General features: G+C 31.6%; 17 protein-coding genes and 3 pseudogenes. 6 read left to right on the top strand and 14 right to left on the bottom strand.

What is annotated here, in order from left to right; translation table 11 throughout:
* Nucleotides 1-77: 77 nt before the first annotated feature.
* Nucleotides 78-977 (bottom strand): annotated as a pseudogene (locus V7S50_RS13920) (LysR family transcriptional regulator).
* A gap of 367 nt (nt 978-1,344) precedes the next feature.
* On the opposite strand from V7S50_RS13920, the gene V7S50_RS13915 reads away from it, so the two are divergent.
* Nucleotides 1,345-1,971, top strand: coding sequence for a DUF6518 family protein (locus V7S50_RS13915; RefSeq protein WP_242253333.1), 627 nt, complete (start codon nt 1,345-1,347; stop codon nt 1,969-1,971).
* A gap of 322 nt (nt 1,972-2,293) precedes the next feature.
* Here V7S50_RS13915 and V7S50_RS13910 read toward each other — a convergent pair whose 3' ends face one another.
* The 3 genes from V7S50_RS13910 to V7S50_RS13900 form a co-directional block, all read right to left on the bottom strand.
* Nucleotides 2,294-3,277 carry a sensor histidine kinase gene (locus V7S50_RS13910; RefSeq protein ID WP_309260177.1) on the bottom strand — a complete coding sequence of 328 codons (984 nt, stop codon included), beginning with the start codon at nt 3,275-3,277 and terminating at the stop codon, nt 2,294-2,296.
* Nucleotides 3,274-3,981: a response regulator transcription factor gene (locus tag V7S50_RS13905; protein WP_242253331.1), complete on the bottom strand. Its 708-nt coding sequence runs from the start codon at nt 3,979-3,981 to the stop codon at nt 3,274-3,276. The genes V7S50_RS13910 and V7S50_RS13905 overlap by 4 nt, the downstream gene beginning before the upstream one ends.
* A gap of 125 nt (nt 3,982-4,106) precedes the next feature.
* A complete protein-coding gene (locus V7S50_RS13900; protein WP_242253330.1) occupies nt 4,107-5,021 on the bottom strand; it encodes an acetamidase/formamidase family protein in 915 nt (304 codons plus the stop codon).
* 156 nt (nt 5,022-5,177) lie between these two features.
* Here V7S50_RS13900 and V7S50_RS13895 point away from each other — a divergent pair, with 156 nt between their 5' ends.
* Entirely contained in the window at nt 5,178-5,606 is a 429-nt protein-coding gene (locus V7S50_RS13895; protein ID WP_242253329.1) for a cell wall hydrolase, read from the top strand.
* Nucleotides 5,607-5,725: 119 nt separating this feature from the next.
* On the opposite strand, the gene V7S50_RS13890 is transcribed toward V7S50_RS13895, so the two are convergent.
* Complete coding sequence (locus V7S50_RS13890) at nt 5,726-5,896, bottom strand: DUF2197 domain-containing protein (protein WP_000551042.1); 171 nt, start codon at nt 5,894-5,896, stop codon at nt 5,726-5,728.
* Nucleotides 5,897-6,120: 224 nt separating this feature from the next.
* Between V7S50_RS13890 and V7S50_RS13885 the strand changes: the two genes are divergently transcribed.
* On the top strand, nt 6,121-6,822 hold the full coding sequence (locus V7S50_RS13885; RefSeq protein WP_242253327.1) for a class I SAM-dependent methyltransferase: 702 nt from the start codon (nt 6,121-6,123) through the stop codon (nt 6,820-6,822).
* 146 nt (nt 6,823-6,968) lie between these two features.
* Here the strand turns inward: V7S50_RS13885 and V7S50_RS13880 are convergent, their stop codons facing one another.
* The 5 genes and pseudogenes from V7S50_RS13880 to V7S50_RS13860 all read right to left on the bottom strand — a co-directional run bounded on the left by V7S50_RS13880 (nt 6,969) and on the right by V7S50_RS13860 (nt 11,741).
* A complete protein-coding gene (locus tag V7S50_RS13880; protein ID WP_242253326.1) occupies nt 6,969-7,601 on the bottom strand; it encodes a type 1 glutamine amidotransferase family protein in 633 nt (210 codons plus the stop codon).
* Between the two features lie 54 nt (nt 7,602-7,655).
* Complete coding sequence (locus tag V7S50_RS13875) at nt 7,656-9,137, bottom strand: UDP-N-acetylmuramoyl-L-alanyl-D-glutamate--2,6-diaminopimelate ligase (protein ID WP_242253325.1); 1,482 nt, start codon at nt 9,135-9,137, stop codon at nt 7,656-7,658.
* Between the two features lie 281 nt (nt 9,138-9,418).
* Nucleotides 9,419-10,048, bottom strand: a complete 630-nt coding sequence (locus V7S50_RS13870) for a class I SAM-dependent methyltransferase (RefSeq protein WP_242253323.1) — start codon at nt 10,046-10,048, stop codon at nt 9,419-9,421.
* A gap of 375 nt (nt 10,049-10,423) precedes the next feature.
* Complete coding sequence (locus V7S50_RS13865) at nt 10,424-10,591, bottom strand: hypothetical protein (RefSeq protein WP_242253321.1); 168 nt, start codon at nt 10,589-10,591, stop codon at nt 10,424-10,426.
* Nucleotides 10,592-10,814: 223 nt separating this feature from the next.
* A pseudogene (locus V7S50_RS13860) lies at nt 10,815-11,741 on the bottom strand (alcohol dehydrogenase catalytic domain-containing protein).
* Between the two features lie 110 nt (nt 11,742-11,851).
* Here V7S50_RS13860 and V7S50_RS13855 point away from each other — a divergent pair.
* Nucleotides 11,852-12,094, top strand: a complete 243-nt coding sequence (locus tag V7S50_RS13855) for a hypothetical protein (RefSeq protein WP_242253319.1) — start codon at nt 11,852-11,854, stop codon at nt 12,092-12,094.
* Nucleotides 12,095-12,121: 27 nt separating this feature from the next.
* On the opposite strand, the gene V7S50_RS13850 is transcribed toward V7S50_RS13855, so the two are convergent.
* Nucleotides 12,122-12,325 carry a hypothetical protein gene (locus V7S50_RS13850; protein WP_000290885.1) on the bottom strand — a complete coding sequence of 68 codons (204 nt, stop codon included), beginning with the start codon at nt 12,323-12,325 and terminating at the stop codon, nt 12,122-12,124.
* Between the two features lie 701 nt (nt 12,326-13,026).
* Between V7S50_RS13850 and V7S50_RS13845 the strand changes: the two genes are divergently transcribed.
* Complete coding sequence (locus V7S50_RS13845; protein WP_242253318.1) at nt 13,027-14,706, top strand: DUF6044 family protein; 1,680 nt, start codon at nt 13,027-13,029, stop codon at nt 14,704-14,706.
* 245 nt (nt 14,707-14,951) lie between these two features.
* Here the strand turns inward: V7S50_RS13845 and V7S50_RS13840 are convergent.
* The 3 genes and pseudogenes from V7S50_RS13840 to V7S50_RS13830 all read right to left on the bottom strand — a co-directional run.
* A pseudogene (locus V7S50_RS13840) lies at nt 14,952-15,095 on the bottom strand (short-chain dehydrogenase); the annotation flags it as partial.
* A 17-nt stretch (nt 15,096-15,112) separates the two neighbouring features.
* Nucleotides 15,113-15,358 (bottom strand): carboxypeptidase regulatory-like domain-containing protein, encoded by a 246-nt coding sequence (locus V7S50_RS13835; RefSeq protein WP_242253558.1) that lies wholly within the window; start codon nt 15,356-15,358, stop codon nt 15,113-15,115.
* Between the two features lie 113 nt (nt 15,359-15,471).
* On the bottom strand, nt 15,472-16,842 hold the full coding sequence (locus tag V7S50_RS13830) for an aminotransferase-like domain-containing protein (protein ID WP_242253317.1): 1,371 nt from the start codon (nt 16,840-16,842) through the stop codon (nt 15,472-15,474).
* A 182-nt stretch (nt 16,843-17,024) separates the two neighbouring features.
* Here V7S50_RS13830 and V7S50_RS13825 point away from each other — a divergent pair, with 182 nt between their 5' ends.
* Nucleotides 17,025-18,716: a M3 family oligoendopeptidase gene (locus V7S50_RS13825; protein ID WP_242253316.1), complete on the top strand. Its 1,692-nt coding sequence runs from the start codon at nt 17,025-17,027 to the stop codon at nt 18,714-18,716.
* The last annotated feature ends 5 nt before the right edge of the window (nt 18,717-18,721 follow it).

Genomic DNA, 18,721 nt, shown 5'->3' with positions numbered 1-18,721 from the left:
CATGAGTAAGTTCTACCTATATACTATGAAGCTTCCCTTTCCAAATTCCTCACTGCCCATCCTATGAAGATGGGCTTTTATCTTTTAAGTTCACATTGTGAAGTCGAATAAACCTCTCTAACAACTGCTAAGAAGTTCTCTAACACGACAGACTTTTCATCTTGCCTCCATCCGGCATATAAATTTATTATTGGTGTGTTCTCTTGAATTTCTTTATATATAACTCCCGATTTTTTATAACTTTCCACAGATGACGGAACGACAGAAATCCCCATACCTGCTGCAACTAAATTCACAATCGTTTGCATTTGAATCGCCTCTTGAACAATATTTAGACTTACTCCATGTTCCCAAAAGTAACTAATAATTAAATCATAAAAATTTGTACCGAAATGGCGAGGAAATAAAACAAATGGTTCATCCACTAGTGCTTTAATTGAAATATTAGGTAACGAAACTAACGGATGATCATGATGTAAAACCAATTTTAAGCGCTCCTCAGAACAAACTTCGGAAGATAATATTTCATTATTTTGCATAGAACGAATAAATCCAATGTGAATTTGTTTTTCATAGAGCGCTTTTATTTGCTGGTCTGTTGTCATCTCGCGTAATATAAGCTGTATTTTAGGAAATCGTTCTCGAAATGTTTTTAATATGTCTATAACTGTTTCTGTAGAGTCGACAAAACCAATGATTAAATGCCCGATCTTCCCTTCATCCGCGAGCTGTGTTTCTTTAATGGTTCTATCTACTTAAAGTAACGTTTGCCGAGCACCTTCTAAAAAGATTTTCCCCGCACCGGTAAGTTCAACCACCCTTTTTGTCCTATGAAGAAGCTGAACACCTAATTCTTCTTCCAACTTTCGAATTTCTTGACTTAAAGGCGGTTGTGCCATCATAAGACGTTCTGCCGCACGACTAAAGTTTAATTCTTCTGCCACTGTTATGAAATATTTCATTTTTCGAATATCCATTACAATCCCCCTAACATTCACAACTAGTAAAAAAGCCCTCCTTCTAATAAATTGTAAATAAAAACAAGAGGAAACTATATCAATCCCTTTTCGTTTCTTTTTTATCATAAATCAATTCATAAAAATACGAGTGATTTATACTATGTTGAATTACATGTTTTGGGCAATTTCATTACTTGCATATATTATTTGATTTACCATTTGGTTGAGTAACGAGTTCTTGATATTTTATTCACCTAATTATAAAAACAAAATGTTATTCGTTATCCAATAACCACTTATTGTTTTTCGATAAATTTTTATTGATTATACCCCTATAATAAGCTATTATATGTTTGCAGAAAATATAAATGTAAGGATTGATTTTATGGACAGGACATTAAAAATCACAAGGTTAAATATGTTTTTAAGGATTTTTCTCATCCCGATTATAGTAGGGATAATTGTTGGTATACTAACTAAATTGGGGCAAGGTATACTTCCAGGACATTGGCATTCATTAGCTAATCTAGGAAGCGTTTGGTTAGTTCCATCCTTTTTTGTGGCTAGCTTTAGTTATTCTAAGCGTACAGCTATACTTTCTGGTATCCTCGCACTACTCGGTATGGTATTAGGCTACTATGGTTATGCAATAGTTATTAAAAATGTAGCTCACTCTATTTATTTTATATCTGTATGGATTGTATGTGCATGTATAGGAGGAACTATCTTTGGAATTGCAGGTTTTCTATGGAAAGATACTACAAATCCACTTCATAAATTCGGAAGTGCGCTTATTAGTGGAGTTTTTGTAACGGATGGACTTCACATTCTTTTAAATTTTGAAGACTATAGTCACATGTTACCTGTTGGATATACCGAAGTCATAGTCGGGATTATTTTGATTCTTGTATTAGAGCGCTCTAATGCTAATCGAATTTCTTCTTTTTTAATGGTGATTCCGATCATTATTTTAGGTTTAATTGGATATAAAGTATTAAGTTTGTTTACTTAATTACAATACTGAATCATGAAAAAAATAAAAGATTAATTCTTTTATAATCCACAAAACATACCGCGAATTCGAACATTATACTGATCAATGTTAATACGCTCAATCATAGGATGGATACATAAAGCTACCACTTTCAAAGGGGGTGGCTTTTTTCTTACAAAAACTATTTATTTATCAGCCTATTATTAAACCCTTCTAATTTAACAGCTGTATTTATTAGTGTGTTATTATATATACCAATATGACTTTTTACCATTGCAAATAATGACTATAAAATAAGGCTAAAAAACTTATATTTCAAGTTCTTTAGCCTGAATCATTTTTACACATTTAAAAATTTAATTCGTACAACGGTACCTTTACCAACTTCTGAATGGATTTCTACACTGTGACCTAATTGTTTCGTAATTTCATATACAAGATATAGCCCCATTCCAGTTGATTCTTTAAAATCTCTACCGTTTTCTCCTGTAAAGAAAGGTTTAAACACTCTTGGTAAATCTTGCTTCGGTATCCCTACGCCATTATCGACAATTTCAAGTATAACTGTATTACCTTCCTTACAAGCTTTCACTTTAATCTTCTCTCTATTACCTGATGAATATTTAATTGCATTTGATAGTAGTTGTCCAATTAAAAATTGTAACCATTTCGCATCACTTTCTACTGTAATATCCTTCTCAATTTTAAGCTCAGGATATACAAAGTTCCGGATAAAGAATCGTTTATGTTCATGTACGGAATCATTTACTATTTTATGTAGTTGCACTCTTTCCACATAAAAATCTTGTGTAAATGCTTCTAAACGTGCGACATGCAGAGCCATCTCTAACCCCTTTTTCAGCCTATCTGTTTCCTCATTTATACTTTCAAAACGAGGATCGACTTCATCTTGTGTGATTAATTCTATTACAGATACAGGTGTTTTCATTTGATGAATCCACTGATTCATAAAGGTTAAATGATCATTATTTTTTCTCTCTTGCATCTGAAGCTGATTTTGATAATGGCGATATTGCATCTCAAGTAGTTCTTGAAGAGCAGTCGACACAGCTGCAAAATCAGATTTTTGAACAGATTCATCTAAAGATTGCATCGGGTTTGCTAATCGTTCATAGAAAGTGCGATGAGTAAAGTAACGAAATACTAAATAGCCTACCATAAAAAAGGCACCTAAAAACATTGCATACAATGCCGTCGCGATATGCTTATGCCCATCAAACCAATATACGAGAAATATGGATAGTAGTTGGATTGCTGTAAAACAAATAAGAGGTATATGATCACGAATAAACAATCTTATCATTTTTCCATACCAGTATCCCAAGTAATATGTAGTCTATAACCAACACTACGAATCGTTTCAATCGCATCCTTAATCTGTAACGTTTTTAACTTTTTTCGCACACGTGTTGTATTTACACTTAATGTATTATCATCAACATAGGATTCGCTATCCCATAATTTATTTAATAACACCTCTCTACTCACAATGCGCGGATAATTTTTCATTAACGTTTCTAATAAAATAGCTTCGTTTCTCGTTATATCAATCTCTTGATTCTTAAGCCTCAATACAAGCCTTTCGGGATATAAACATAGTCCTTGTTGCTCAACCATCCGTTCTTCTACTTTCGGTGCATAATCTCCGTAAGCACGTCTTAAATGACTTCGAATTTTAGCCATTACCACTTCATAATGAAATGGCTTTGAAATAAAATCATCACCACCGTTTTCTAGCGCCATAACTTGATCCATCGTGCCTTCACGGGCTGAAATAAATAATATCGGACATGTAGAAACCCCACGAATTTGACGACACCAATAGTATCCATCAAAACTCGGCAAATTAATATCTAATAAAACTAGCTCTGGTTGTTCTTCTAAAAAAATGTCTAATACATTTTGAAAATCCGATACAATAATTCCTTGATACCCGTATTTTGCAACATGTGTTGATAATAGTTCTGCAATTTTCATATCGTCTTCTACAATCATAATTTTGACCATTATTGAACTCCTTTTTAATCCACAATCTCAAATATACTTATACAAAATAAATACTACCTCTTTTCACAAAATCCGTAAATGAAAAAAGGATACTTTTATACAACAGCATCCTTCTTCTATTATTCTTATTTAATATTAAATTTACTCCAATTAAAACCTAGCTTCTCCACATATCCCATACCTACTTCCATCCGTGCTGTTTTCAACGGATCAACAACCTGACAAACTTTTAAATCTCCTGCTGCTGATAATAAAAGAGTTGCATCAGCTTTAGGCATTTCAAATTCTTCATGTAAAAATGTTACCATATTACGTACAGCTCGATTCGCTGCATCATCTAACAATTTCTCTGAAGCAATCGCCATTATTTTTTCTTTTTGAATAACCATTGGTAAAGGCCATTTCTTTCCTTTTATAGTCTGTACTGTTACAGTTACCTCACCCGCAACCTCTACCCCGCTAACACCAATTTCACCATCACCCATCGCTGCGTGTAAATCTCCTAATGCTAATAGAGCACCGGGAACATTTACAGGTAATAGTAAAGTTGCCCCTTCTTTTATCTCTTTACAATCCATATTCCCGCCGTGATCATGCGGTGTGCCACATGAAATGCTCTCTTCTTTCGGCGCAGTACCAATTACACCGATCATTGGATTAATCGGTATTTGCAGTTCATTTGAAAACAAAACATGTTCATTATGTATTGGGACGATTTTCACTGTATTTTCATGTAGCTCTCCACCCATTACACCAAGATTCGCACCTGTAGTTAAAACACCTTGCTCTGCAATTTGAATCTTTTCAATCGTTACAACTAATATATCACCAGGTTCTGCACCTTTAATATATACAGGTCCAGTCGCTGGATTAATTCGATTCCAATCTAACTCTTGAAACGCAACATCTTCAGAATCAATTTGATTTTCAAAGCAATCAAATGTTTCAAATACAAGACGACTCCCAATTTCTACTTCCATACACGGCTTATTTTCCGGCGACATTGCGTAAATAATATGATCTTTATGAATTCGATACATTTTATCTCTCCCCTTTTATATTGGTCTACAATTATTAATTAGCTTTTTTCATAAAAGCTCCTTTTAAAAATCAATGAATTTACATATAGAAAAGCACCTAGCTTATTTTAATACATACACTCCTTACTATAACAGGTAAAGAAAGGTGGTATCACTATGCCCCTTATTCCATATAACGAAAGCGATGTCGATTTACTAGCTCGTTTAATTCGTGCTGAAGCTGAAGGAGAAGGTCGACAAGGTGAACAACTGGTTGGTTGCGTTGTCGTAAACCGTGTATTTTGTGATTGCTTAGATTTTAAACAAATTCGGTCTGTACGTGATGCAGTATATCAAAGCCCCGGTGGATTCGAAGCCGTGCAATACGGATATTTTTATCAGCGCGCTCGAGAATCAGAAAAAGAAATTGCAAGAAAAGTTTTACAAGGAGAATGGCGCTGGCCTGCACGATGGGCTCTTTGGTATTTCCGTCCAGTTGGGGCTTGCCCACCTGAATGGTATAATCAGCCGTTTGTAGGACAGTTTAAAAGCCATTGTTTTTATGAACCTACTGGCGATGAATGCCCGAAATTGTATTCACGGTAGTAAAATTTTCAACGCAAGTGCTTAGAACTTTGGGTACTTGCGTTGCTTTTAACTGTGTTTTAGAAATCTAATAATGTGATGGATTTTTCGATACGCTTTTCTAAATTAAAATCATATAATTACCTAAAAAAATTCTTTATCGCTTCTAATTGAATTTTGTGGCTACACTCATCACAACAATATGCCCCTTTTGGTTTCTCTTTAAATCGCTTATATTTTTCACTACCTTCATAAACGCGAAATATATTTTTACAAGAAAAGCAAACAATTTCATAAAACATCATATGCATTTTCCTCCTCGGATTTATAACCTTTTATCAAGTTACTTGAGAAGGCTTCTTTCCCATATCCGTATATTATTAATAAAAGGTTTATCTAAATTATTATCGAATTATGTAAATAGCATTGAAAGTGAGGTGTACATCTTTTTCAACAATTTAAAATTAGTGATTGATGCTAACGAAAGTTTAACTGAAGGATCCAGTTACAATGAAAGTATTGGGGTTGAAACAGTATGAATCGTATTAATTACATAAGACAAGAAGAAAAGAAATATCATGACCTTTGCTATGAACAATATAAACTATTTGAAACTGGTTCTTGGCTTTACAAACCGGTTAATACAGTTATGGACTTAATGGATCACTTTGAAGGACAAAACAACTTGCAAATACTTGACCTCGGCTCTGGCGTTGGAAGAAATAGCATCCCAATTGCACAAAAGATACAAAATACTAGCGGCACTGTTACATGTGTCGATTTACTTGATTCTGCTTTAACAAAATTACAAACTTATAGTAAAAAATATGGTTTAATTAATAATATTAAAACAGAACAAGCAGCAATTGAAAACTACTACATCCAACCTAATACTTATGATTATATAGTTGCAGTATCAAGTTTAGAGCATGTTAAATCAATAGAAGATTTAACATGCGTGCTCCATTCTATGAAAAAAGGTACAAAAACCGGTGGTATCAATTGTTTAATTATTAACTCAAACATACAAGAAATTGACTTACATACGAATGAAGAATTAGATGCTTTAATTGAAATTAACCTTCCTACTGATGATATGATAGATCTATTAAAAAGTATTTATAAGGAATGGCAAAAAATAAAAGTTGAAATAAAAGAATTAGCTTATGATATAGTCCGAAACGAAAGACACATTCAATTAAAAACAAATGCTATTACGTTTGTCGTTCAGAAATAATCGTATTATAAAGATGTGACTCTTTCCCTTAGATTCATTTTTATTGTACAAGATTTACAACTTAATATATATATTAAACAAAATATAAAAACCATGCTTCAATATCATAAGAAGCATGGTTTTTATTAGTGTTCATACAAAGCTACTTAACTATTTAATGAATTCATTAATTGGAAAAAATGTTCAGGTTCATGTGTCTTATTTAATTCATACCATGCATGGAGTGTATCCGGTGCAAATACATCTAATTTTTTCAGTACTTCCATCGCAAATTCCAAAGGAGCTACTCCAGAGGCAGTAATAAGATTTTCACTAGACGCTACAGGTCCCATGTCATATAAATTTTCTCCTTTATAAGTAGGACAAACCATTTTCATATAATCTAAACTATTACTTGTATGCTTTCTAGAATCTAAATATCCGTAATTTGCAAGGCCTACTGTTGCACCACAAATTGCGGCCACAATTACACCAACCTTTAAAGCCTCATCAACTTTTTGCAAAATGGGTTTATGTATATCTTCACCCCAAGTGTTCCCTCCAGGTAAAATTAATAGATCGTTACTCTCAAATGCACATTCATCTAAAGAAATATCTGGTTTTACGTTCAATCCGCCCATTGATATAACCATTTCTTTATTTATTCCTACTGTAACTACTTTAAAAGGTGCTACTCCCTTTTTAAAATATCTTCCTGTATTTAGTTCGGCAATTAAATATCCGTATTCCCAATCGGACACCGTATCAAATACATATAAATAAGCTTTTCTTGTTTGCATTCAATAACACTCCATTCACAACTTTATCTAATCCCATCTTTTCTAAAAGATAAGCTATCTATTATTTATAATTGCTTGTCGAGCTTTTTCTTTATCATCAAAATGAATTGTTGTATCTTTTAAAATTTGATACGTTTCATGTCCCTTACCCGCAATTAAAACAATATCATTAGAAGACGCCATTTTTATTGCGCGTTTTATAGCTAGTTCACGATCTACTTCTACTTTATAATTCAAATTATTATTCTGTAAAAATCCTATTTCAATATCTTTCATTATTGCCTGCGGATCTTCCGAACGGGGATTGTCAGAAGTAATAAAAACAAAATCGCTATAACTGCCAGCAATTTCACCCATTATAGATCGTTTTTTTACATCCCTATTTCCACCGCAACCGAAAACAGTAATAATTTTCCCTTTTGAAAACTCGCTAATTGTAGAAAGAACATTTTCTAACGCATCCGGTGTATGAGCATAGTCCACTATTACAAGGTAATCTTGATTTTCGTCTATGATTTCCATTCTACCTTCAATGCTCTTTAAGTTAGATAAGCTTTCACTAATGTTTTTAAGCGGAATACCTTCAGCCAATGCAGCAGTTATTGCTGCTAATGCATTATATACATTAAAACGTCCTACTAGATTTAGGTTAACTTCTATTTCTCCATTAAAGGATGAAACTAAAAATCGAATTCCTTTTGAGCTTAAAGTTATGCTCTTCGCTTGAACATTCGCTCCATTATGTACCCCATAAGTAATAACCTCAGCTGAAGTAATGTTTTTAAAGTATTCTACCGATGGATCGTCTGCATTCAAAATAGCAATTTTTTTATTCGTAGTAGAAAAATCATTTCCTAGTCTTGAAAAAAGCAGACCTTTCACATGTTTATATTCATCAAATGTTCCATGATAATCCAAATGATCTTGTGTTAAATTTGTGAAAACAGCTATTTTAAAGTTACACCCTTTAACTCTCTCCATATGTAAACCTTGTGATGTAACTTCCATAACACAACAATTTACATTTTGATCTTTCATCATTTTCAAATTCCGCTGAAGTGTCGGTGGTTCTTGCGTATTAATATCAGTAGGATACCATTTCGAACCGACTTTGACTCCGTTATTCCCCATAAGCCCTGTTTGAAATCCATAGTCTGTTAAAATCTTTTCAAGTAAATAAGAAGTAGTCGTTTTGCCATTTGTTCCTGTAATTCCAATTAGATTCATTTTATTAGATGGATAACTATAGAAGTGTGAAGCAATAACTGCCATAGCGTACCTTGCATCTTTAACAATTATTTTAGGTATTTCAATATTTACATCTCTTTCTACAATTAGCGCCACAGCGCCATTTTTCACTGCATCTTCAACAAATTGATGTCGATCTTCAAGAAAACCATCGATACCTGATACACATATAAATAGATTTCCATTAGTTATCTTTCTAGAATCCATTTCTAATCCCGTAATTTCTACATTCATATCGCCAATAGTTTCTTTAATCAATAACAAATTCGCCAGCTCTTTTAATTTCAAACTCCCCGCCTCCTTACACATTCCCCTCATTCATTTTACCACTTTATACAAAATAGTGGTTTAAAATTACATTTCAGTCGAACAAAATTTAATCATCTTACATAAACAAAAAATAAAAGAGCACTTGTTTCCGCAAGTGCTCTTTTTGGGGATTTTGAGATACCCTATTAACGAAAGTTAAGGTTACTTAAAGTTAAAAGGTATTTATATTATATGCTTGTCCTTTTTATTTGTGCATAATCAATATATAAACATCTTTAATAATTTTTAATAACTTTTAGTTATAGTTCTTTCATACATTTTATCATTAAGAAATTAATTGAAGGTTTATTTGCCATGTTTTTATTTGGTTCATCAATTTCCGAAACTTGTACTAATCCATATTTTTCAAAACCTTGTTTTATAGATTCAGAATCATAGAAGAACATTTTTACGCCTTCCATTATCTCATAATAGTCTTGCTCCAACTGTTTTCCTTTTCCGTACATTGGAGCTTTTTTAGAAACTGTTGTAAAAACCATATACCCGCCTGGTATTAACTGATTATAACAATCTTTAATAAATTTCTCTCTTTCCTGCTCATTCAACAAATGAAGAAGAGCATGACTAAATATCCCATCATAAGATTTATTATCAAAAGGCATTTCGTTTACCGAGCTGTGATATATACTAATATCTTCTAATCCGTTTTGTTTCGCTAAATCAATAGCTGTTTTTGAAATTTCAATACCTGTTACATTTATATCATTATCGATAAACACCTTTGCGTTTCTGCCATATCCAATACCTGGAACTAATATGTCCTTAACGTTCTTTTCTATAAAAAAATCCTTTGTCAAAATTGCAGATTCTGTAGGTTCAAATCCCCACATCGTTTGTTTCTCAATAAAGCTTGATTCCCAAAATTCCATTATATTTCTATCTCCTTATTTTCAATCCATTTTAGTATCAAATTAAAGACAAGTTTTTTGTGCTGTTGTTATATAGTGTTGTTGCTATATAGTTTTTCTTCTATTTATACCACTTACCTTAGTCATCGTAGCTCCATTGAATATAGCATAATAATAAGCATATATCTAATATAAAGATTGGTGTAAAAGCCACTCTTTTTTATTAACCCTTTATCATTCTAAATGAATTTTAATTAAACTTTTTTGTGAAAATCAAAACTTATATATACTGAAAATAGATCTATTTAGCTCAATCTTTTTTCAATAAGGATTTGATGATCCATCTTCTATTTTCAAAAAATAAAAAGCACCCGAATGGATGCGTATAGATTAAACTTATTCATTATTAATTTTTTCACTTTCATCATCAACTGATTTCGAGTCTAACATGCTGCCTATATCCGGTGGTAAAGCTAACTCTATACCAGCTACTGGTTGATTATCTTCATTAAACCATTGTTTTTTAAATTTAATCAATTCTTCATTTTTCTTATTTTCATTCATATTATCCCCCCTTTTATGTTTGATATTAAACATTTTACTTAATATGTACATTGAGAAAGATAATATACTGTTTGTACATAATGAAAGAGCAAAAACCATTCTCTGTTTTCACAACCCGTTGTACCTATTAAAAAATCCCCGTACATGTTACTCCGCGCTCTGTTATCATATTAGTGTCGAAACATATGTGGGCTATGTGACAAGTACCTGGTAATTTTGTTCATTATTCATATGAGACAAATACTTTTAAAGGGGTAATTATTCCTTGACTTAATTCCTCAAAACATTGAATGAGTTCTGTATATTGTATTTCATGTTGAAAAATCTCTTCTATCCATGGTGTTTGTTCTATTTGACTAAAAAATCAATCTGCATGTTTTTGATAATTATATCCGTCACTTGAACCAATGATCCGCAGTTCTTTCTCATAAAAATCAGCGGTTAATGTTAGTTCCTCTAAATTCCCATCAGAAAGTATACATATTTCACTATTACTGTAAGGTGCTTTTTGTAATGTATGAAACTCGATATTTGTAGCAGAACATTCAAAACCGTAATTATATGTTTCTATTATTTGTTCTTCTGATTCATATATGTTTCTCGCACCAAAATTCTTTGCAGAATCTCTTCTATTTTTATTAGGTTCAACAACATCTACATGCTTAACACCTACAAAGTATTTTAAAAAATAACAAGCGAGTAAACCAATAACTCCCATTCCAGTTATAAGTACTTTTTCATCCTGTCGCAGATTTAGTTTTAATACTCCTTTAGCAGCATCACACGAAAGAATAGATAATAAAGCAACTTTAGGTTTTATATAACTAGGCACTCGAATTACTTTATCCCCCTTAACTATTCCTACAGTTTCATGTCCATAAAAAGAAACTACTTTATCACCTACATTTAAATTTGTTATTTTATTCCCAACTCGAACAACTTCACCATAACTTTCATATCCAGTTTTGCTTGGATAAATAGGAGTCATATCTGTAACATCGGATCCTTTAAACTGCGGTAACTCTGCTCCGATACTTATTGCACCTGCAATTGTTTTAACGATAATTTCATCATCCTGTATAAACTTAATTTCATGCGTTTCCCACTTAAGCCGTTTTGGTCCTTCTAAAACTAATTTATTTTGTTCCATTTATATCCTCTCACTTTATAAAAATATATTCTCACAAAATTTCAAACAATGTATAATAGATTTAACTAAAATTTAAGCTATAACGTTGGCTAGCACCCAACAGTGATAACATGATAATTGAATTTGATGGATATGGAATAAATAAGTATGTTTTTGGCCGTAACTTTTCTCTTAACGAGTTAATAATAATGTATTTAAATGTAAAAAATGAAGAGATATGTAATGAAGATCTTCTAAACTTATTTTGTGTACGGTATCATTATGAAAAAATCCCAAAGTTATTACAAGAAGACGTCTTAAGCAATGTTGTCATTGATTTAGATACAGACTATATTTATATCCCTACTAGATAACAGTAAAATAGATCGAGTGAATAGAAATTACGATTCAGCTAAGTGTTTAATAAAATAAGTCATTGCCCAAATTAATGTCGCAAACTGAGTGACAAAATACATTGTCCATTCAAAACCCGTCAATTTTCTATCTCGTTTAACCTTCTTTAAGTATCTGTAAAATATAAATGTACTTAAAAACATAAGTAACAACGATAATTGTTGTAAATCATCGACTATACGTACTGCCATAAACTTCATCATCCTCCTATTTACAATATAAAGTGAAAAGATAATCCAAAGGGCCTTTCCCCTCTGATTATTAGTTGAACCAACCAAGCTTTTACGAGCAGTTAATGCGGAATATTCTACAATCTAACAATACCATTAATTGGTAAAAAATAATACTTTTCAACAAATACATAAAATCCGAATAAATATATTTATAAATATAATGTGTTATTCTTTTTCCTTATTAGTTTTAATCCGGGGGCCTTGACAAACGCTCTTTAATTTTCAAAATAATAATTATTTTGAAAATTCCATAATCTAAATTAAATGATGACTGCAATTTAGCCTTTGAACCACTTAAATGTTAACTCCCTTTTTAATTTTTTGGGATTGTTGCATAGTATCAATATTCACAACTGTTATATTTCTTTCCCCACAAAAAAACTGCAACTAAAAAAGTAGGGGCTATACAAATTGTTAGGTTTATTGTTTTCTTATACAAAAAATCTTCTCCGTAATATATAGATCCTTACTTAAACAATAAGGATAGACTTTTCTTTTTATAAAATTAATCAGGATTATAAAACAATACCATTCTCATCCGTTGTTTTCCTCTCCTATCCACCACTTAAATTTATAGCACCTTGATTAACCAGGGATAATTTCTTCCATTTTGGAAATTTTATAAGTAAACTTTTTGAGAATCCTTTGAGGTGCGACCAATGTTTTTAAACCAAAATCAAAAAGAAAGAAAGTTGTTTGTTTTTGCGACAATTATACTCATTCTCTATTTGTCTCCTTTATTTATTCTTGGAGAAAATGCGCATATTCGCATTCATGATAACCTTGATTCCAATTTGTCCTGGTATAAGGTTTTGACATGTAGTGGAGAGATACAAGGTCCGATTAATGGTACAATTCCACAGGTGATAAATAATCAATTGTCAAGAAACGCATTTAGCACGGAGTTTAGTGGTATTGTGTGGTTGTATGCTTTTTTCCCAAATATGGTTGCTTATGTATTAAGTCAGACGATTACAAGAGTGGTTGCTTTTATAGGCATGTATGTACTTTTAAAACATCATTTTTTACCAAGAGAGGAATGGCTGGTCATTTCAATAGGAGTTTCATTAGCTTTTGCTCTTACCCCTTTTTGGCCATCAGGAATGCTTAGTACTCTGGGAATGCCTCTTGCACTTTGGGCATTTTTAAATATTCGAAAAGGTGAAAAATTGTGGAAGAACTATTTCGTACTTACTCTAATCCCTCTATATTCGAGTATTGTATTAGGTTTTTTCTTTTTTTTAAGTAGCATAGGGATACTCTGGTTAATTGACTTAGTAGTTAAAAAAGAATGGAACTTTCGTTTTCTTTTTTCAATTATTTATATGACGCTCATTTACATGATTGTAGAATATCGCTTAGTAACTTCCTTCTTTTTATCAATTGCACCTAACAGTAGAGATGAATATTTTCATGCAAGATTATCGTTATGGCGGTCTCTCCGACTTACAGTGAAAAATTTTCTTTTAGGACATACCCATGTCATGACAGTCCATACATTTGTTATTTTACCTGCCATACTTATTGCGTTGTATTTTATCATTACTAAAAAACGATGGAAGCAAGAAAAAGTCTTTATTTTTTTGTTCTGGTTTAACATAGTTTTGTCAATTTGGTATGCTTTTTGGTTTTATAAAGGCTGGCTTCCATTAACAAAACGATTTCACATTTTAGATACATTTAATTTTGCACGTTATCATTTTTTGCGTCCGTTAGTTATTTATGTTCTATTCGCTCTTGGATTAAAAGTTTTATGGTTACAAGGGAAAGTATGGAGACACGCTGCAACAAGTTTTATAATAGCCCAAATTATTTTATTATGCTTTTATAATGAAGAAATTATTTATCAAAATAAACCTTCAGTAAAGGAATTTTTTGCAGAAAAACAATTTAAGGAAATAAAAGAGTATATTGGTTTACCTTTGGAACAGTACCGTATCGCTAATATTGGTTTACATCCAGCTATCGCTCAGTACAATGGGTTCTATACACTTGACACATACAACAACTTTTATCCTCTATCTTACAAATATGAATTCCGAAAAATAATTGAGAAGGAACTAGCGAAAAATAAAACGATTCGTACGTATTTTGACGAATGGGGTGGCCGTTGTTATATTTTCACCGATGAACTTGGAAAACACTATATGTTTAAGAAAAATTCGAAAAAGCGTTTAAAAAATGTAGAGCTAAATATAAATCATTTTAAAAAAATGGGTGGTCGTTACATATTTTCTGCTGTCCCTATTGAAAATGCAGTGAAAAACAATTTATCCCTCGAGAAAATATTTATATCAAAGACATCCGCTTGGAAAATTCATTTATATAAAGCAATATAGATAAGTACATTAGATTACATCTCTCGATATAAATTTATAAAAAACCAAACCAATATTTAACTGCAATATTAGTTTGGTTTTTACTATTTTGTATGAAATTGAACTACTCACCACATCCCCAACTACACTTAAGCGCTTTTTACTTTTTTTAATAACTATCTCCTCTTTGCCCCTGGTCTTTATGAACAGCACTTACTAAGATTATTGTTGATTATATCGATGTTCTTAAGAATTTCCCAATTCAAAATAAGAACCGCAATTTCAATGCCATCCTGCTTTGTAACAAGCTCTTTAGTTTCTACAATTGATTCGGTTCTCCCCATACAAGATAAATTCCCTCTTGTACTTGTTCTTGTTACATATACAGTTACTTCGGCTATAACTACTATTTTTCCTTAGACCGATTTCATTTTATTTTTATAACTTCTGGTATATACTTTCTATCATATTTTCTCGTATAGATTTCACCATCTGGAGTAACGAATTGTAATACAATCTCACCACAAACACCATGCAGCACTTCAAATTCACCTTCTGCATTTGAAATACTGCGTTCCTTACCTTTAATAGAATCTTCATAAATTTTCACATTAAATATAGGTTCGTTATTTTGATTTATGATAATACCTCTTGAATACTTACCAACTGCAATGCATTTATCATCTTTTTAATAAAAATTATTCACAACTATAGCTCCAATTATTACAGCGATACACACAAACAAGAGAATTATTTTGCACCTCACAACAAAGCTCCTTATTCATTTTATTCTTTTTTAAATTGAAAATCTAAACGTCTTAATAGTTTGATTTCCTCAATTACTTTACGAATTCCTTCTTCAATCCTTGCTTCCTTTACATTCGATACGTTTAACTTTAATAACTTTTCTTTATGAAATTTATTTAAATAATTTCTATCAACTGAATCGATACTTACTTTATTTTCTCTTAATTTTTTTATAAATGTTTCTGTAACTATGTTTTTCTGTAATTCTAAACAAGTGTGTATTACCAATGTGTTTTGTCTATTATATGTAAATAACGATGGATTTTCATTTTGCACTTTTTCTAATGTTTCTGCTAGTTTTTTTGATCTATTGTAGTAGGAAGAATTAATTTTACTTTTATGATGGTCAAACATGCCACTCTTTATATAAATTTCTAAAGCCGCTTGAGATATCATGGGACTATCAATATCTAAAACCTTTTTATATGTATGGAAAGCATTCGCAATAACCAGTGGAATTATCGCTACACCCACTCGTAAACCTGGAAAAATAATCTTCGAATAACTTTTCAAATATATGACATGATTACTATAATCCAAGCTATATAAAGGATCGGCTTTTGAATCAGTTTCTAAATCTGCTAAATAATCATCTTCTACTATAAATACATTATATTTCTCCGCCAATAGTACGATTTTTTCTTTCTCATCTTTAGAATAAGAAGTTCCAAGTGGATGATGATATCTTGGTATTGTATAAAAGAATTTTATTTTACCAGTTCGAAAAATACGCTCCAATTCATTTAAATCAATACCTTCATTCGTACGTTTAATACCGATTACAGGAACTTTATTTATTTCTAAATATTCTATATATAAATGATACGTTGGCTGTTCAACTAATATTGTTTCATTTTCATTCGGAAATGGTATAGAAGTTAATATTGCAAGTGCCTGCTGCACACCTGACGTTATAAAAATATTTTCTTCTTTCGTGAACACTTGATAATTTGCCAACTGTTTTTGAATAACTGGAATTAAAGATGGTAACCCTTTCGGTGTTCCGTATACGAACAAATCATTTTTATAAGTATCAATAGCCTTATTAATACAATGCTGAAATTCTAAATACGGAAAAACATCTGGATCCGGTGCTGAAGAAGCAAAATCAATTATTGCGTTATTTTCTATGATACTCCCAGATTTCTTAACAACGTAGTATCCACTTTGAGGGACAGAATATATAATATGACGCTTTTCTAATTCATGAAGCGCACGTATGACTGTTGCCTTATTACATTCATATTGCGTAACGAATGACCGTATTGATGGTAATTTCTGTCCTTCTTTTATCTCTCCATGTTGAATCATGTTTTCTATATCATTAAAAATATGTAAATACTTATACATTCTTTCACTCCCTTATAGAAGAACTAAAAAGGATTCCTCATTCTCATAATAAAGCAAAAGGAAATTCATCCCTTCAATCACTTTAAAGTTTAACATTATTTCACATTTCCGTCTCTTAACAAGGAAATTACAATTAATAAATAGAATATCTTCATGAATAAATAAAAAGTGAGGGTTATGTCATGCAGCACTTAAATACGATTTATATTAGTAACGTTCTAGAATTAGAAAATACTCTTTCTACTTTAGAAAATGAAGTGATTTCTTCAAAACTAGAACTTGAAAACTGGTTAAAAAAACAATCTACATTCATTTGGGAAATTGAAGAACAATTAAGATCGCACTATATCGCCTTTCAATGTAATACAGATAATAAAAAAATAAAAGATACTTTTGAATATGATCAACAATATGTACGACCTCTTTTGAAACGTTATCAAAATTCATTTGATAATAAATATTTAGAGTCTCCCTTTCGAATGGAGCTTGATCCAAAAACGTATAGCTTACTAGATAAAAAAATTAAGAATGCGCAGATATTATTTTCTGAAAAGAACATTGATTTAGAAGTAAGAGAAGACAAACTAGTAACTGAGTACTTCGAAATTACTGGTGGTTTAACCGCGCTATGGGACGGTGAAGAAAAAACAATTACTGAACTACAGTCTTACTTACAAGTTCCGGATCGTCATATACGAAAAAAAGCAAAAACGCTTATTTCTGAGAAGTTCTTATCTGTTGAAGATACTTTACAAAATATATTAAATGAATTAATTGTAATCCGTCACCAAAAAGCAAAAAATATTCATTTAGATAATTATCGTGATTATATGTTTAAAAAACATGAACGTTTTGACTATACAGCGGAAGACTGCTATGAGCTTGCTGAATCTATTCGTAAGCATGTAGTGCCACTTATCGATAAGATATTTAATGAGAAAAAATCTGAACTTCAAGTAGATAGCCTTCGTCCATGGGATCTAAAAGCAACCGCACCAAATCAGAAAGCATTAAAACCTATCGAAAACGCGAGTGATTTAATCGAAAAAAGCTCTCATATTTTACATAAACTAGACCCTGAATTTTCCGCATTACTGGATCGTATGCAGAAAAATAATTGCTTAGATTTAGAAAGCCGTAAAGGAAAAGGTCCAGGAGGATTTTGTGAATATTTACCTGCTTCTCAATTATCTTTTATTTTTATGAATCTCAATCATACACATTATGATGTTACTACTTTCCTCCATGAAATGGGCCATAGTATTCATAATGATTGTATGAAGCAATTAGAGCTTCAAAAGTATTTAGAAATCCCTTCAGAATCAGCCGAACTAGCTAGCATGACAATGGAATTGTTTTCGATGGAGTATTGGGATACTTTTTATGAAAATAAAGAAGAATTTATAGAAGCAAAATTAGACTTCTTTAAGGATATTGTTAAGTATTTACCACAAATGCTTATCGTTGATCAATTCCAGCATTGGATGTATGAAAATCCTAATCATACCGCTAAGGAAAGAAACGAAAAGTATCTAGAATTGCATAACACTTACCAATCGAACGTCGTAAATATTGAAGGCTATGAAAATTGGATAGCAACTGGCTGGTTACCCGTACTACACATATTCGAAATACCATTCTATTACATCGAATATGCAATCGCACAACTTGGTGCGCTGCAAATGTATAAGCAATATAAACAAAATCCTAAACAAGCATTAGAAAATTATAAAAAAGCTTTATCATTAGGTAGCTCTAAACCTTTAACTGAAGTATATGAAGCTGCTGGAATTCGTTTTGATTTTTCTGGAGAAACGATTAAAGAACTAATGTTATTTGTAGAGGGTGAATTAGAGTTACTTGAACAATTGTAAAAAGA

This window comes from Bacillus sp. CCNWLW194, from assembly GCF_037120585.1.
In the GTDB taxonomy this organism is placed as follows: Bacteria; Bacillota; Bacilli; order Bacillales; family Bacillaceae_G; genus Bacillus_A; species Bacillus_A basilensis.
This window is presented reverse-complemented; position numbering and strand designations above follow the sequence as displayed.

What these genes read in the sequence shown, in the direction of transcription:
- V7S50_RS13915 (WP_242253333.1), top strand. Translation starts at nt 1,345, where the DNA reads ATGGACAGGACATTAAAAATCACAAGGTTAAATATGTTTTTAAGGATT.
- V7S50_RS13910 (WP_309260177.1), bottom strand. Translation starts at nt 3,277, where the DNA reads ATGATAAGATTGTTTATTCGTGATCATATACCTCTTATTTGTTTTACA.
- V7S50_RS13905 (WP_242253331.1), bottom strand. Translation starts at nt 3,981, where the DNA reads ATGGTCAAAATTATGATTGTAGAAGACGATATGAAAATTGCAGAACTA.
- V7S50_RS13900 (WP_242253330.1), bottom strand. Translation starts at nt 5,021, where the DNA reads ATGTATCGAATTCATAAAGATCATATTATTTACGCAATGTCGCCGGAA.
- V7S50_RS13895 (WP_242253329.1), top strand. Translation starts at nt 5,178, where the DNA reads ATGCCCCTTATTCCATATAACGAAAGCGATGTCGATTTACTAGCTCGT.
- V7S50_RS13890 (WP_000551042.1), bottom strand. Translation starts at nt 5,896, where the DNA reads ATGCATATGATGTTTTATGAAATTGTTTGCTTTTCTTGTAAAAATATA.
- V7S50_RS13885 (WP_242253327.1), top strand. Translation starts at nt 6,121, where the DNA reads ATGAATCGTATTAATTACATAAGACAAGAAGAAAAGAAATATCATGAC.
- V7S50_RS13880 (WP_242253326.1), bottom strand. Translation starts at nt 7,601, where the DNA reads ATGCAAACAAGAAAAGCTTATTTATATGTATTTGATACGGTGTCCGAT.
- V7S50_RS13870 (WP_242253323.1), bottom strand. Translation starts at nt 10,048, where the DNA reads ATGGAATTTTGGGAATCAAGCTTTATTGAGAAACAAACGATGTGGGGA.
- V7S50_RS13865 (WP_242253321.1), bottom strand. Translation starts at nt 10,591, where the DNA reads ATGAATGAAAATAAGAAAAATGAAGAATTGATTAAATTTAAAAAACAA.
- V7S50_RS13855 (WP_242253319.1), top strand. Translation starts at nt 11,852, where the DNA reads ATGATAATTGAATTTGATGGATATGGAATAAATAAGTATGTTTTTGGC.
- V7S50_RS13850 (WP_000290885.1), bottom strand. Translation starts at nt 12,325, where the DNA reads ATGGCAGTACGTATAGTCGATGATTTACAACAATTATCGTTGTTACTT.
- V7S50_RS13845 (WP_242253318.1), top strand. Translation starts at nt 13,027, where the DNA reads ATGTTTTTAAACCAAAATCAAAAAGAAAGAAAGTTGTTTGTTTTTGCG.
- V7S50_RS13830 (WP_242253317.1), bottom strand. Translation starts at nt 16,842, where the DNA reads ATGTATAAGTATTTACATATTTTTAATGATATAGAAAACATGATTCAA.
- V7S50_RS13825 (WP_242253316.1), top strand. Translation starts at nt 17,025, where the DNA reads ATGCAGCACTTAAATACGATTTATATTAGTAACGTTCTAGAATTAGAA.